13 protein-coding genes are annotated in these 15,141 nt (G+C 65.3%); 4 read left to right on the forward strand and 9 right to left on the reverse strand.

Annotated features, from left to right (window positions below; all coding sequences use genetic code 11):
• The first annotated feature begins 55 nt into the window (after positions 1-55).
• Positions 56-3,241 (forward strand): efflux RND transporter permease subunit, encoded by a 3,186-nt coding sequence (locus ACSQ3P_RS06835; RefSeq protein ID WP_436164814.1) that lies wholly within the window; start codon positions 56-58, stop codon positions 3,239-3,241.
• 129 nt (positions 3,242-3,370) lie between these two features.
• Here the strand turns inward: ACSQ3P_RS06835 and ACSQ3P_RS06840 are convergent, their stop codons facing one another.
• The 4 genes from ACSQ3P_RS06840 to ACSQ3P_RS06855 form a co-directional block, all read right to left on the reverse strand.
• Positions 3,371-3,673: a chorismate mutase gene (locus ACSQ3P_RS06840; protein ID WP_436164815.1), complete on the reverse strand. Its 303-nt coding sequence runs from the start codon at positions 3,671-3,673 to the stop codon at positions 3,371-3,373.
• On the reverse strand, positions 3,673-5,205 hold the full coding sequence (locus ACSQ3P_RS06845) for an amidase (protein ID WP_436164816.1): 1,533 nt from the start codon (positions 5,203-5,205) through the stop codon (positions 3,673-3,675). The genes ACSQ3P_RS06840 and ACSQ3P_RS06845 overlap by 1 nt, the downstream gene beginning before the upstream one ends.
• 85 nt (positions 5,206-5,290) lie before the next feature.
• The gene (gene gatC, locus ACSQ3P_RS06850; protein ID WP_069691306.1) at positions 5,291-5,578 is read right to left on the reverse strand and encodes an Asp-tRNA(Asn)/Glu-tRNA(Gln) amidotransferase subunit GatC; all 288 of its coding nucleotides are present in this window, start codon (positions 5,576-5,578) and stop codon (positions 5,291-5,293) included.
• 77 nt (positions 5,579-5,655) lie between these two features.
• Positions 5,656-6,354, reverse strand: a complete 699-nt coding sequence (locus ACSQ3P_RS06855; protein ID WP_436164817.1) for a metal-dependent hydrolase — start codon at positions 6,352-6,354, stop codon at positions 5,656-5,658.
• Positions 6,355-6,475: 121 nt separating this feature from the next.
• Between ACSQ3P_RS06855 and ade the strand changes: the two genes are divergently transcribed.
• Positions 6,476-8,176: an adenine deaminase gene (gene ade / locus ACSQ3P_RS06860; RefSeq protein ID WP_436164818.1), complete on the forward strand. Its 1,701-nt coding sequence runs from the start codon at positions 6,476-6,478 to the stop codon at positions 8,174-8,176.
• Here the strand turns inward: ade and ACSQ3P_RS06865 are convergent.
• The 5 genes from ACSQ3P_RS06865 to ACSQ3P_RS06885 all read right to left on the reverse strand — a co-directional run bounded on the left by ACSQ3P_RS06865 (position 8,173) and on the right by ACSQ3P_RS06885 (position 13,148).
• Positions 8,173-9,153 carry an Ldh family oxidoreductase gene (locus tag ACSQ3P_RS06865; RefSeq protein ID WP_436164819.1) on the reverse strand — a complete coding sequence of 327 codons (981 nt, stop codon included), beginning with the start codon at positions 9,151-9,153 and terminating at the stop codon, positions 8,173-8,175. The genes ade and ACSQ3P_RS06865 overlap by 4 nt on opposite strands.
• The gene (locus tag ACSQ3P_RS06870; RefSeq protein ID WP_436164820.1) at positions 9,150-10,079 is read right to left on the reverse strand and encodes a hydroxyacid dehydrogenase; all 930 of its coding nucleotides are present in this window, start codon (positions 10,077-10,079) and stop codon (positions 9,150-9,152) included. Before ACSQ3P_RS06870 ends, ACSQ3P_RS06865 begins: the two co-directional genes overlap by 4 nt.
• Before the next feature lie 83 nt (positions 10,080-10,162).
• On the reverse strand, positions 10,163-11,212 hold the full coding sequence (locus ACSQ3P_RS06875; protein ID WP_436164821.1) for a YeiH family protein: 1,050 nt from the start codon (positions 11,210-11,212) through the stop codon (positions 10,163-10,165).
• Positions 11,213-11,446: 234 nt separating this feature from the next.
• Positions 11,447-12,637 (reverse strand): UxaA family hydrolase, encoded by a 1,191-nt coding sequence (locus tag ACSQ3P_RS06880; RefSeq protein WP_092166517.1) that lies wholly within the window; start codon positions 12,635-12,637, stop codon positions 11,447-11,449.
• A gap of 223 nt (positions 12,638-12,860) precedes the next feature.
• Positions 12,861-13,148, reverse strand: coding sequence for a UxaA family hydrolase (locus ACSQ3P_RS06885; RefSeq protein WP_069691299.1), 288 nt, complete (start codon positions 13,146-13,148; stop codon positions 12,861-12,863).
• A 90-nt stretch (positions 13,149-13,238) separates the two neighbouring features.
• On the opposite strand from ACSQ3P_RS06885, the gene ACSQ3P_RS06890 reads away from it, so the two are divergent.
• Complete coding sequence (locus ACSQ3P_RS06890; protein ID WP_436164822.1) at positions 13,239-13,994, forward strand: GntR family transcriptional regulator; 756 nt, start codon at positions 13,239-13,241, stop codon at positions 13,992-13,994.
• Between the two features lie 100 nt (positions 13,995-14,094).
• Positions 14,095-15,069: a tripartite tricarboxylate transporter substrate-binding protein gene (locus tag ACSQ3P_RS06895; RefSeq protein ID WP_436164823.1), complete on the forward strand. Its 975-nt coding sequence runs from the start codon at positions 14,095-14,097 to the stop codon at positions 15,067-15,069.
• Positions 15,070-15,141: the final 72 nt, after the last annotated feature.

Here is a 15,141-nt window from a genome sequence, read left to right on the forward strand (position 1 = left end):
CTGAGCCACGGACGGCGCCTCGCCGTCCGCCCTGCCTTCCGGCCAGGAAACGTCCATGTTCCGTTTCGCGCATTTCTTCATCGACCGGCCGATCTTCGCGACCGTGCTGTCGATCCTTCTGACCATCGCGGGTGCGATCGCCCAGCGCGGTCTGCCGATCGCCGAATATCCCGAGATCGCCCCGCCGACAGTCACGATCACGGCGACCTATCCCGGCGCCTCGGCCGAGGTCGTCGCCTCGACGGTCGCGGCCCCGATCGAGCAGGAGGTCAACGGCGTCGACGACATGCTCTATATTTCGTCGCAATCGACCGGCGACGGGCGCGTCACGATCAGCGTCGTGTTCAAGGCCGGCACCGATGTCGACCAGGCTCAGGTGCTGGTGCAGAACCGCGTCTCCGCGGCCGAGCCGCGCCTGCCTCAGGATGTGCGCACGCTCGGCCTGCAGGTCCGCAAGGCCTCGCCCGACTTCCTGATGGTCATCCACATGCTGTCGCCCGACGGCTCGCGTGACCAGCAATATGTCTCGAACTACACCACGCTCAACGTCAAGGACGTGCTGACCCGCGTCGACGGCGTCGGCGACGTCCAGGTCTTCGGCGCGCGCGACTATTCGATGCGGGTCTGGCTCGATCCGGCCAAGGTCGCTTCGCGCAACCTGACCGCTGGCGATGTCGTCTCCGCGATCCGTGCCGCCAACATCCAGGTCGCGGCGGGCGCGATCAACCAGCCACCGGCCAAGTCGGACGGCGCCTTCCAGCTGTCGGTCAACACGCTGGGACGTCTCACCAGTATCGACGAGTTCTATGACATCGTCGTGCGCTCCGACGCCGATGGCGGCACGATCCGCGTCCGCGACATCGCTCGCGTCGAACTCGGTGCGCAGGACTACCTGTCGAACTCCTATCTCGACAACAAGGAAGCGGTCGCGATCGGTGTCTTCCAGCGTCCGGGCTCGAACGCGCTGGCGGCCTCCGAATCCCTCATCAAGACGATGCAGACGCTGTCGAAGGACTTCCCGGGCGGCCTCGAATACCGGATCGTCTACAACCCGACGGAGTTCATCGGGGAATCCGTCTCCGCAGTCGTGCAGACGCTGCTCGAGGCAATCGTGCTCGTCGTCATCGTCGTGATCCTGTTCCTGCAGACCTGGCGCGCCGCGATCATCCCGATCATCGCGATCCCGGTTTCGCTGGTCGGCACCTTCCTGGTCATGAGCGCGGTCGGAATTTCGTTCAACACGATCTCGCTGCTCGCGCTCGTGCTGGCGATCGGCATCGTCGTCGACGATGCGATCGTCGTCGTCGAGAATGTCGAGCGTTATCTCGCGCAGGGGATGAGCGCCAAGGACGCTGCGCACAAGACCATGGACGAGGTCGGCGGCGCCCTGCTGGCGATCGCCCTCGTCCTTTGCGCCGTGTTCATCCCGACCGCCTTCATCACCGGCCTGCAAGGCACGTTCTACCAGCAGTTCGCGGTGACCATCGCGGCCTCGACGATGATCTCGTGCTTCGTCTCGCTGACCTTGTCGCCGGCCTTGTCGGCGATCCTGCTGAAGCCGCACAGCCATGAGGAGCCGAAGGGCTTCATCGCGGCGCTCGGCGCGCCGATCCGCTGGTTCTTCAAATATTTCAACAAGGGCTTCGACTGGCTCTCGCGCGGCTATGGCGCGGTGACCTCGCGTCTCATTCGCGTCAGCGTCCTGATGCTGCTGGTTTATGCCGCCTTGATCGCGGTCGCGGGCCAGCGCCTTGTTGCAATCCCGACGGGCCTGGTGCCGCAGCTCGACCGCGGCTACTTCATCGCCGTCTTCCAGCTTCCGGCAGGCTCCTCCTTGCCGCGAACGGACGCGGTCATCCGCAAGGCGACAGACATGCTGCTGTCGCGGCCGGGCGTCGCCCATGCCGTCGCCTTCGCCGGCCTCGACGGCGCGACCTTCACCCTGGCGCCCAATGCCGGCGTCGCCTTCGTCACCCTCTCGGATTTCAGGGAACGGGCCAAGGCTGGCCTGACGACCCAAGGCATTCTCAACGACCTGCGCACCCAGCTGTTCCAGATCAACGAAGCCTTCTCCCTGGTGATCGAGCCTCCGGCCGTTCCCGGTATCGGCAATGGCGGCGGTCTCAAGGGCTACGTCCAGGACAAGGGCGGGCGCGGCCTTGCCGCGCTGGAAGGCGCGACCTGGGCCGTGGCGGGAACAGCAGGGCAATCTCCGGGCATCCAGCAGCCCTTCACCCTGTTCTCGACCAAGACGCCGCAGATCTTTGCCGATATCGACCGGACCAAGGCGGAAATGCTCGGTGTGCCCGTGACCCGCGTGTTCGAGACCCTCTCGGTCTATATGGGCTCGGCCTATGTCAACGATTTCAACATCCTCGGCCGCACTTTCCGGGTGACGGCGCAGGCCGACAACCCCTATCGGCTCGATATCCGCGACGTCGCCGCCTTGAAGACGCGCAATGCCGATGGCGAGATGGTGCCGATCGGCTCGGTCGCGACCTTCTCGAACACGACCGGCGCCTACCGCGTGCCGCGCTACAACCTCTACCCGGCAGCCGAGGTGCAGCTGTCGATGGCGCGCGGCTTCTCGACGGGCCAGGGCATCGCAGCTGTGGAGCAGATCGCGCAGAAGGTTCTGCCGGCCGGCTTCGGCTTCGAATGGACCGAGATCGCGCTGCAGGAGAAGCTCGCCGGCAACACCGCGATCATCGCCTTCGGCCTCGCTGTCGTCTTCGTCTTCCTGCTGCTGGCGGCGCTGTATGAGAGCTGGACCTTGCCGCTCGCGGTCATCCTGATCGTGCCGATGTGTATCCTCGCGGCAATGATCGGCGTCGGCTACAAGGGCTTCGACCGCAACGTGCTGGTCGATATCGGTCTCGTCGTGCTCGTCGGCCTCGCTGCGAAGAACGCGATCCTGATCGTCGAATTCGCCAAGCAGGCCGAAGACGAGGGCATGAACCGGCGCGAGGCCGCAATCGCCGCGGCCAGGACCCGGTTGCGGCCGATCCTGATGACCTCGCTCGCCTTCATCCTCGGCGTGCTGCCCTTGACGATCTCGATCGGCGCCGGCGCGGAGATGCGCCAGGTGCTCGGTGTGGCGGTGTTCTCGGGGATGATCGGCGTGACTTTCTTCGGCCTGATCTTCACTCCTGCCTTCTACGTCATCGTGCGTTGGCTGGCGGAGCTCCGCGGCAAGAAGAAAGCGGTTGACGTGTCTCACGCCCCGCAGCCCACGCACTAGATGTGAGCCGGATCAATACGAAAAACCGGTTCCCACTTTTTCGCATCCTGCTCTAACGAAAAAAGGGCCTTCCGCGCGGCGCGGAAGGCCCTTTCCATTTGATGGCGCCGGTCGCGCCTAGTTTTGAGATCAGAGCGGCGTCAGGCACCCTTCCTCATAGGCGATGGTCCAGCCGATCAGCGGCCGCCAGAGCGTCTCGGCCAGTTCCGGCGGAAGGCCCGCCTCCTGCGCCCTTTCCCTGACGGTCTCGACCACCTGCTCGACCCGAGCGGGAATATTCGCCGGCAGGCCGTCGCCGCGCTTGACCACCAGCACACGCTCGACAACGTCGAGCCGCCGGCGCAGCAGCGCGACGAGCTCGGCATCGATGGCATCGATCTCCCGCCTCAGCCCCGCGAGCGCAGGAACGTCAAGAAGATCGCGGTCTGCCATCAGCCCCACCAGCGCTCGCTCACAGGGAAACGACCGGCCGCGTCCTCGATCACCTGCCCGAGCGAGAACAGCGTCTCCTCGTCGAAGGGCCGGCCGATGAGCTGAAGGCCAAGCGGCAAACCCTGACTGTCCAGCCCTGCCGGCACGGCGATGCCTGGCAGGCCGGCCATGTTCACCGTCACCGTGAAGATGTCGTTGAGATACATCTCGACCGGATCGGCTGAGCCCTTCTCGCCGATGCCGAAAGCCGCCGACGGCGTAGCCGGCGTCAGCACGGCGTCGATGCCGGCTGCATAGGCCTGGTCGAAATCGCGCTTGATCAGGGTGCGGACCTTCTGGGCACGCAGGTAATAGGCGTCGTAATAGCCCGCCGAGAGCACATAGGTGCCGATCATGATGCGGCGCTTGACCTCGGCGCCGAAGCCTTCGGCGCGGGTCTTCTCATACATCTCGACGATGTCGCGGCCCTGCTGGCGCAGGCCGTAGCGGACGCCGTCATAGCGCGCGAGATTGGACGAGGCCTCGGCCGGGGCAACGATGTAATAGGCTGGCAAGGCGTATTTCGTATGCGGCAGCGAGATCTCGACGATCTCGGCGCCAGCCGCCCTCAGCCAGTCGATGCCTTTCTGCCAGAGCGCGTCGATCTCGGAATTGAGCCCTTCGAGCCGATACTCCCGGGGAATGCCGATCTTCATGCCCTTCACGGAGCGGCCGACGGCCTTCTCATAATCCGGCACGGCCATGTCGACCGAGGTCGTGTCCTTGGGATCATGCCCGGCCATGGAGCGCAGCATCACGGCGCAGTCGCGCACCGTCTTGCCGATCGGCCCCGCCTGGTCGAGCGAGGAGGCGAAGGCGACGATGCCCCAACGCGAGCAGCGGCCATAGGTCGGCTTGATGCCGACCGTGCCGGTGAAGGCGGCGGGCTGGCGGATCGAACCGCCGGTGTCGGTCGCGGTCGCGGCCAGGCAGAGATCGGCCGCGACAGCCGAAGCCGAGCCGCCCGACGAGCCGCCGGGAACGAGATGGGCACCCTCTATCGCTCCCGTCGCCCCTGCCCCGACATTCGAGCCCAGTCCTACGTTAGAACCTTTGCGCCGCCACGGATTTACTACCGGGCCGAAGGCCGAGGTCTCGTTCGACGAGCCCATGGCGAATTCGTCATTGTTGAGCTTGCCGAGCATGACCGCGCCGTCGCGCCAAAGCTGGCTCGACACCGTCGATTCATAGGCCGGCACGAAATTGCCGAGGATCTTCGAGCAGGCCGTGGTGCGCACACCATTGGTGGCGAACAGATCCTTGATGCCGAGCGGCAGGCCCTCAAGCGGGCCGCCCTCGCCTTTTGCAAGCTTCGCGTCCGAGACCGCTGCCTGCTTCAGGGCATGCTCGGGCGTCTCCAGCACATAAGCGTTGAGCGCGCGCGCCTTCTCGACCGAGGCGATATGGGCCTTGGTGATCTCGGTTGCGGAAAAGGTCTTCGCCTTCAGCCCATCGCGGGCTTCGGTCAGGGTCAGGCGGGTGAGATCGGTCACGTGGGATATCCGTTCAGCAAACGTCAGGAGATCCCCGGGTTGCGCTTCGCGCCCCCGAGGATGATCGAATAGGCGCTTCTCGCGCCTATTCGATCACCTTCGGCACCATGAAATAATTGTCTTCGGACGCTGGCGCGTTGGCGACGATCGTGTCGGCGATCTCGCCGTCATTCACGATATCGGCCCGCAGCTTCATCGCCATCGGCGTCACCGAGGTCATCGGCTCGACGCCCGCGACATCGACCTCGTTCAACTGCTCGACGAAGCCGAGAATCGCGTTGAGCTCGCCTTGCAGCTTGGGCAGATCGGCTTCCGGAACGGCAATGCGCGCGAGATGCGCGACGCGCTTGACGGTGGCGAGGTCGACCGACATGGCGGGCTCCTGAAAAATGATTTGCCCGCGCTATAGCGCGCGGGCGTCGAACACGTAAGTCAGTAATGACTGACTGATCAAAGCGAAACCGCTTCGCCCTTCTTCGGCACCAGCGCCTCGACCGCGCTGCCCTTCAACCCCGCCACGAACGCATCGGCATTAGCGTCGATGATCGGGAAGGTGCCGTAATGGCAGGGAATCGCGAGTTTCGGCTTGACGAAGCGGGTCATGGCAAGCGCCGCGACCTTGCCGCCCATGGTGAAGCGGTCTCCGATCGGGCAGATGCAGGCTTCGACGCCGTGGATCTCGGAAAGCAGCGCCATGTCGGAGAAGATGTCGGTGTCGCCCATGTGCCAGAGCGTCTTCTCGCCCCTGGCCTTGATGATCGCGCCATTGGCGTTGCCGACGGGCACGTTGACGCCGCCTTCGCCCATGCCAGCCGAATGATCAGCCCGCACCAGCGTCACGCTGAACGGGCCGAGATCGACGCTGCCGCCGGTGTTCATCGGCTGGAAGTTCTTCAGCCCGTTCGAGGCCAGATGCATGGCGAGATCGTAGTTGGTGATAACCGTCGCGCCGGTCTTCTCGGCGATGGCGAGCGTGTCGCCAACATGGTCGCCATGGCCGTGCGTGACGACGATATGGCTCACGCCCTGCGAGATCGCCGCGATGTCGCCCTCGAAAGCCGGATTCCCGGTAAAGAAGGGATCGATCAGGATGACGGCGCCGTCGATCTCGGCGCGAAAGGCGGAATGGCCGTACCAGGTGAGTTTCATCGCGGTCTCCGGGCAAAGGAATGGCGTTCGACTATCTAGGCCGAGAGGCTCACTCCTCCAAGTCGACAATCCGCCGGGCTGCGTGCAGGCTTCCGCATCCCTGCCATACGGAATCAGCGCCATGACCGACGCCGCAACCCTCGCCCGCCGGATCGCCCAGGGACGCGGCGACGAGCCGGCCGACCTCGTTATCCGCGGTGCGCGACTCCTCGACCTCGTCACGGGCGGGCTGATCGAGACCGATATCGCGCTCTGCGGCGACACCGTCGTCGGCACCTACGGCTCCTATCAGGGCAAGGTCGAGTTCGATGCGGCCGGCCTCATCGCCGTGCCGGGCTTCATCGACACGCATCTGCATGTCGAATCCTCGCTGGTGACGCCGCTCGAATTCGAGCGCTGCGTGCTGCCCCATGGCGTGACGACCGCGATATGCGATCCCCATGAGATCGCCAACGTGCTGGGCGTCGAGGGCATCCGTTATTTCCTGGCCTGCGCTGAGGCGATGCGCATGGATCTGCGCGTCCAGCTCTCGAGCTGTGTGCCGGCGACCCATCTGGAGACAGCCGGTGCGCGGCTGGAAGCCCCCGATCTGGTTGCCCTGATGGACCACCCCCAGGTGATCGGGCTGGCCGAGTTCATGAATTTTCCGGGCGTGCTGCATCGCGATCCCGGCTGCCTCGCCAAGCTGGAGGCTTTTTCGCACCGGCATATCGACGGCCACGCGCCGCTTGTGCGCGGGATGGATCTGAACGGCTATCTCTCGGCCGGCATCCGCACCGACCACGAGACGACGACCGCCGACGAGGCCCGCGAAAAGCTCGCCAAGGGTATGGCGATCCTGATCCGCGAAGGCTCGGTCTCGAAGGACCTGCATGCGCTGATCCCGCTGATCAGCCGAGACGCCTCGCCCTTCCTCGCCTTCTGCACTGATGACCGCAACCCGCTCGACATCGCCGAGGAAGGCCATCTCGACTACATGATCCGCACGGCCATCGCCCATGGCGCGGATATGCTGGCAACCTACCGCGTCGCGACGCTCTCGGCCGCGCGGAATTTCGGACTGTTCGATCGCGGCTTCATCGGGCCGGGCAAACGCGCCGATATCGTGCTGCTAGACGATCTCACGACCTGCCGCCCGAAGATCGTCTTTGCCGGCGGCCGGCTGGTCGAGGACGCATTGTTCGCAGATCGCATCCCGGTCGCGCCTGTCGGGCTCGGCAGTGTCAAAAATCGGCAGCTCACGCCGGCGGATTTCAAGGCAACAGAGCGCCAAGGCGAAACACCGGTGATCGGCGTCGTGCCCGGCCGCATCATCACCGAGCGATTGAGCATGGCCCTGCCCTCACGCGACGGCGAAGCGCTGCCCGATCTGGCGCAGGACGCGGTCAAGGTCACGGTGATCGAACGCCATGGCAAATCCGGCGGCATCGCCACCGGCTTCGTCCATGGCTTCGGCATGAAGCATGGCGCCATCGCCTCGTCGGTCGGCCATGACAGCCACAACCTCTGCGTCGTCGGCGTGGACGAGGCCTCCATGGCCGCCGCAGCCAACCGATTGATCGAAATTGGCGGGGGGTTTGCCGTCGCCGACGGTGGCGTCGTGACAGCCGAGCTGGCGCTGCCGGTGGCCGGGCTGATGAGCGACCAGCCATTCGAGGTCGTCAGGCACGGGCTTGAGGATCTGCGCGCCGCCGCCAAGGCGCTCGGCGTCGTGCTGGCGGAACCCTTCCTGCAAGTGGCTTTCCTGACGCTGCCTGTGATCCCGCATCTCAAGATCACCGATAAGGGGCTGGTCGATGTCGACAAGTTCGACTTCGTCTAGCCAGCCAGAAATTCATCAGCAACCTCAAGCCCTTCCGCCCTCGCCTTCGCACGCAGATTCAGGCGCCTGACGCCCGGCAGCCTCGTGCCGTCCTGGTCCTCGATCGCATGCGCCAGCATCCGCATGCGTTCGCCGAACCAATGGCCGCCCATGGCTGAGGGGTCGATCGCGAGGATGAGCTGGCCGGTATCAGGCGGACCGCCCTTGTCGTCGAGGAAGGAGGAGGCCTCGAAGGCGAAATGGGCGCCGACCAGCGAGGCCGCGAGGATCTCGACCATCAGCGCCAAGGTGGCGCCCTTGGCGTCGCCGAGCGGAACCATGGTGCCGGCGAGCGCGGCGGCAGGGTCGGTCGTCGGCTTCCCGGCCGGGTCGAGCGCCCAGCCTTCGGGAATGGCTTCGCCCTTTTGCTTCGCCGCCACGATCGGCCCGCGCGCGACCTTCGACAAGGCCATGTCGATGACCAGCGGGTCGCGGCCGGCGAGCGGCGCGGCAAAGGCGATCGGGTTGGTACCGAAGACGGGTTTCGCCCCGCCCCAAGGGGCGATCGCGGCGGGCGTATTGGCGAAAAGCAGTGCAACAAGCCCTTGCTCGGCTAATCGCTCGACATGGAGGCCGGCTGCGCCGCAATGATTCGAACGCCGGATCGGGGCGACCGCCACGCCCTGCTCGCGGGCGAGCGCCGGCAATTCGATGACGGCAAGGTCGATCGCCGGATAAGCGAAGCCATGGCAGGCGTCGATCGCCAGCACGCCGGGCTTGGGCCGGCGCGCAATCGGCACCGCTTGCCCGTTGATCTTGCCGGATCGGAGCATGGCGAGATAGGTCGGCACGCGCGACAGGCCATGGCCTTTGAGCCCATCAGCCTCGGCCATGACGAGCGCCCAGGCGACCGAGGCCGCATTGGCGGGAGATGCACCGGCCGCCGCGAACAGGTCCGCAAGCCTGGTTTCGACCGCCTCGAACGACAGCTTCGTCATATGCGCCCCTCCAGCGCGGCCATGACGCGCTCGGCGACGAGACCGGAGACGCGGCCATTCGACTCCACCGTATTGCCCGCGATATGCGGCGTCAGGATCAGATTGGGCGTCCCGGCGAAGCGTTTTCCGCCTTCACGGAGGGGTTCCTCCTCGAAGACATCGAGCGCCGCGCCGCCAAGCTTGCCACCTTTCAGCGCCGCGATCAGCGCCCCTTCGTCCATGACGCCGCCGCGAGCCGCATTGACCAGCACGGCGTCCGGCTTCATCCGGGCAAAGGCCTCTTTGCCGATCAATCCGCGCGTCTCCGGCGTTAGCGGCAAATGGATGCTGATGACGTCCGCACTGGAGAGGACCGCATCGAGGTCGAGACGCTGGGTCGCCTGCCAGGCCGGGTCGTCCTCTGGCACGTAAGGATCGTAGGCGACGACGTTCATGCCGAGCAATCGAGCGTGGTTGGCGGCATCGCGCGCAATCGCGCCGAAGCCGACCAGGCCGAGCCGCTTGCCGGCGATCTCACGGCCAATCAGCTTGGTCTTGGGAAATTCTCCGGCGACCATCGCGGCATTGGCGAAATAGGCGCCACGCAGCAGCACCATGGCGCTACCGATGACGTATTCGACCACGGACAGGCTGTTGGCGCCGGTCGCCGGGAAAACCTTGATACCGCGCGTCGTGCAGGCCTCCATGTCGATATTGTCGAGCCCGACGCCGAGCCGCCCGACAACCTTGAGCGCCTTGGCTGCAGTGAGCACGGCCCCCCTCACCTGCGTCTGGTTGCGCACGATCAAGGCGGGAGATTGCGCAACCAGCTCTGCCAATTCGTCCGGCTTGCCGAAAAGCTCGGGGTCATGATGGACCTCGTAGCGCGCGCGCAGCATCGCGACGGCAGCTTCGTCCATGAATTCGGTGATGATGATATCTGCCATGGGGTCTCCGGCCGGCTCTCATTCGCGCGTTGATAAGGTGAGATCGCCTTGAAGCAATCTTCCGCTTCTCACGCGCCCCCTCTTCAGCCCAGCGCCAGAAGGCCGCCGGTGACGATGACGAGAATGACGAGACTTGTGCCCGTGACAAGCACGAGGTGCCGCCAGCCGAGGCGGGCCATCGCCGCCATGGAGGTGCCGAGCCCAAGTGCCGCGATGGCGATCAACAGGCCCCAGCGCGAGACCTCGAGCAAGGTGTCGCGCAGCGGCAGATAGACGCTCGCCAGCGCCGGCTGCGTCGTCAGCAGGCTGTTGAGCAGGCACAGGCCGAGAAAGACAATCGCGAAGACCGGGACCGGTACCTTCGCATGCTCGGCATGCCCGCCCTCGCGCACCATCCGCCAGCCCACGGCCAGCACCGCCGGCAGCAGCATGAACACCCGGAACAGCTTGACGATGATCGCCGCATTGGCAGCCTCGTCGGAGACCGCCTGGCCGGCGCCGACGACCTGCGCGACGTCATGGATCGTCGCGCCCAGCATGATGCCGGTCTGCATCGGCGAGAGATCGAGCCAGGCGCAGATCAAGGGATAGGCCAGCATCGCCAGCGTCGCGAAGGCGTTCATGGCGATGACGGTGAAGGCGACATCGGCCGCCTTGCCGCGATAATCGGGCACCACGGTCGCGGTCGCGAGCGCGGCCGACGCCCCGCAGACCGCCGTCGCAACGCCGGCGAGAGCGCCGACCCCGGCTTCGCGGCCGAGCCAGCGCGCCAACAGGAAGCCGCAGATCACGGTCACGATCATCGAGGCGATGATGAGCAGCGCGGTCGAGAGCCCCAGCGCAATGATGTCGCCAAGCGCGACGCGCAGGCCCAGCAGCCCGATCGCCCAGCGCAGCAGCTTCTTGACGCAGAAGGTCATGCCCGGCGCGAAGCGGGTGGTGTTGGCCAAGGGATGCAGCAGCATGCCGATCACCAGCGCGATCACGACGGCGGGGATGCCGACACGGCCGCCAGCCGCAGCCTTGAGCAGCGGCTCGACCAGCACGGAGGCAACCGCGACGACGACCGAGAGCGCGATGCCGTCGAGAAGGGGGCGCCAGGCGCTCAGCGGTGAAGTTGTCGCAACGGGCAAGAACGCGGCTCCGACTCGTCTGGTCGAGATGGCTTCGGCAAATGGCTTCGGTAAATGATTTTAGCAAAAACAGGGCCGAAGCGACGGCTCGCGTCGCCGCTCCGGCTGATAGAGCATTGCGCGAAAAAGTGGATACCGGTTCTTTCGCATGAGCAATGCTCTAAACTCCAGGAATCGATCACGTTTTTCGCGTTCGGACGAAACCGTTCGAACGCGACGTGATCTACCAGCCGCTCAGGCCGAGCGGTAGAGCTTGGTCATCGAGAATTCGCGATGCCCCAATGCTTCGGACGCGGTCAGGCGACCATTGGCGGTGCGCACGATGTTCTGGATCAGCGCATCGCCGGCCTGGGGAATGGTGAGGTCGCGGCGCAGGATGCCGGAGACGTCGACGTCAATATGCTCGGGCATGGTGCGCATCGTCTTCGGGTTACCGGTGATCTTGATGACCGGCACGATCGGATTGCCGATGACGTTGCCCTGCCCGGTGGGGAAGGTGTGCACGACATAGCCGCCCGCCGCCATCAGCGTCACGCATTCGGCCGCGGCCGATGAGGTATCCATGTAGTAGAGCCCCGGCCCCTTGGACGGCGCCTCGGCCGGCTGCAGGATGTCGATGTATTTGCACTCGCGGCCGATCTTCTCGAGATTGCCGAGCGCCTTCTCCTCGATCGTCGTCAGGCCGCCGGCGATGTTGCCCTTGGTCGGCTGCGAGTCCGAGAGGTCGTCGGTCTTGTGCGCCTCGATGACGTCGTCCTGATAGGCCTTCCACATCTTGTACCAGCGCTCGCCGACCTCGGGCGTCGCAGCCCTCGCCTTGCAGAGATGCTCGGCGCCGGTGATCTCCGAGGTCTCGCCAAAGACGCCATGGATGCCGCGCGGGATCCATTTATCGTACATGTTGCCGACCGTCGGGCAGGAGGAGAGCCCGGTCGTCGTGTCGGACTCGCCGCATTTGGTCGAGACCCAGAGCTCCTCGATGCCGCATTTCTCGCGCTGGAGCTCACTCGCCCATTGCACGAACTCCTTGGCGACATAGGAGGCCTTGGCGATGGTAGCGATATCGCCATGCCCCTCGATGCCGAAGCCGACGACCGGCTTGCCGGTGGCGGCGATGCCGTCGACGACGCGCTTGGTCCAGCCGTCCTCGATGCCAATCACGACGACGGCCGCGACATTGGGGTTCGCGCCGGTGCCGATCAGGGTGCGGAAATGGATGTCGAGGTCCTCGCCGAACTGGAGCCGGCCATAGGCATGCGGGATCGCCAGCGTGCCCTTGATGTTGTTGGCGACGGCCTCGCAGGCGGCGTTGGAGAGATCGTCGAGCGGCAGCAGCAGCACATGGTTGCGCACGCCGACGCGGCCATTCTCGCGACGCCAGCCATGGAAGGCATCGAGGCTGCGACCGGTCGGACGCCGGACCATCGGAGCCTTGAATTCGGGCGCCTCGATCTTGCGGCCCTTGATGCGGCCGAGCTTGCCCTTCACGAGATCGAAATTGGCGACGATCGACATGGCGTTTCCTCCATTCGTTGTGGGCTCGACCTTGCCGGGAGCCCTTTTTCAGATTCTTTTCAGGTTTTCAGATTCTTTTCAGGCGCCTGCGTCGGTTTCCTTCAGCGACGCAAGAACCCACCAGCGTTTGGTCTCACCAACGCTTGGTCTTGGCGTTGTGGACGTGCAGATGCTCGCCCCGCTTCACATCGGCGACGGCTTTGCCGATGTCCTGGCCGTATTTCCAGATCGTATCGCCTGCCTTGATGTCCTTGAGCGCGACCTTATGGCCGATCGGGATGTCCATCTTGGCGGTCAGGCGAAAATCGGAATTGTCGTGAGTGACGACGCCGAGCATGTCCGTGCCGGCCTTGAGGCCTTCGACGACGACGACGCCGACTGTGTCCTTCTTTTCGTGGACCAGGAGATGGGGCTTGCTCATTCGGGGCTCCTCCGGGAGTGACGCCAGATCGGTCCGGGCAAATCGGCGCTCGACCTGAATGACACCAAGTCTTATATAAGACATATGAGTGTGCACAAGACCGAAAATCCCGGGCGCAACTTCGCCGACACAGCCGAGCCGCTCGGCTTCCGGCCGCTCTACCGACAGGTCAAAGCGATCTTCGTCAGGCGGCTCGTGGATGGCGTCTGGGCGCCGGGCGAAAGCCTGCCCAGCGAAGGCCAGCTCGCCACCGAGATCGGCGTGAGCCAGGGTACGGTGCGCAAGGCGCTCGACGAGCTCGCTGCCGAGAACCTGCTGGTGCGCCGCCAGGGCCGCGGCACCTTCGTCGCCGAACATGACGAGCGGCGCATCCTGTTCCAGTTCTTCAAGCTGGTTCACGACGATGGCGAGCGCCGCTTTCCCGACAGCACCGTGCTGGGGGTGGAGACCGGTAAGGCCGATGAAGCCGAATGCGTGGCGCTCGATCTCGACAGCCAAGCCGACGTCATCCGCATCCGCCGACTGCGGTCGCTCGATGCCGTGCCCATCATTCTGGAGACGCTGACCTTGCCGCAGCGCGTCTTTCCCGGGCTGGAGGTAGGGCCGATCCCCAATAATCTCTACAGCCTGTTTGCCGCACGCTACGGCGTGACGATCGCCAATGCGCGGGAGCGCTTGAAGGCCGTGGCGCTAGACGCCGACGAGGCCAGCCTGCTCGCGGCCCCCGCTGGCACACCCGCCTTGCGGATCGACCGCATCGCCTTTTCGCTCGATGGCTCGCCGGTCGAGCGACGCCTGAGCATCTGCCTGACCAAGGAGGCCCACTACCTGTCCGACCTGCGCTGACGCGCAAGGTCCGATCGCTCGCTTTCCCACCAAGCCGCCGCAGAGCGGTTTCAAAAACCGGAGGAAATGGATGCCAGCGAACACCATGCCAACGAACACGATGAGACGCCTTGCGCTCGGGGGCCTGCTGGCCCTGGGGCTTGCCATGCCGGCATGGGCGCAAAGCTTTCCCAGCAAGCCGATTGCCCTGATCGTACCCTTCGCCGCCGGGGGGCCCAGCGACGTCATCGCCCGCCTGGTCGGCGACCATATGGGGCGCACGCTCGGTCAGCCGATCCTCGTAGAGAACGTCGCCGGCGCCGGCGGCACGGCAGGCGCACGGCGCCTCGCATCGGCGGAGCCCGATGGACATACGCTGCTGATCCACCATCTCGCGCTCGCCGCCGCACCCGCGCTCTACGGCAATCTGACCTATGACACGCGCACGGCCTTCGCACCGGTCGGCCTGATCAATGCCGGGCCAATGGTGCTCGCAGGCAAGCTCGCCTTGCCGCCGGTCGATGCCAAGGCGTTCTTTCCCTATGCCAAGCTCCAGGCCGAGAAGCTGACGATCGCCCATGCCGGCATCGGCTCGAACGCGCATCTCTGCGCCGTGCTGCTGGGCCAGGCGCTTGGCGTGAAGTTCGCGCAGGTCGCCTATCGCGGCACCGGACCGGCAATGAACGACCTTGTCTCCGGACAGGTCGATCTGCTTTGCGACCAGTCGACCACGGCCGTGCCGCAGATCCAGGGCGACAAGATCCGCGCCTATGCCGTGACCTCGCCGCAGCGCCTCGATGTCCTGCCCAATACGCCGACGGCGCGCGAGAGCGGCACCGACCTCGAAATGACGATCTGGCACGGACTCTACGCCCCGAAGGGCACGCCCACCGCTGTGCTCGACAAGCTCAATGGCGCGCTCAGGGCAGCGCTCAAGGATTCCACCGTGCTCGAGCGCTTCAAATCGGCTGGCACCCAGACCTTCCCGGAGAGTGAGTGGACCCGCGAGGCGCATGCGAAGCGCTTCAATGCTGAGATCGCGAAATGGGCGGCCTCACTGCAGGCGGCCGGCGTCACGCCGCAGAATGTGAACTAAGCCATGTCCGATCCGATTGGATCGGAAACGCTCTAGCCGCGCGGCCACGCGCCGCTCGCCTCGATGGGCGGC

This window comes from Allobosea sp. LjRoot9, assembly GCF_964252745.1.
In the GTDB taxonomy this organism is placed as follows: domain Bacteria; phylum Pseudomonadota; class Alphaproteobacteria; order Rhizobiales; family Beijerinckiaceae; genus Allobosea.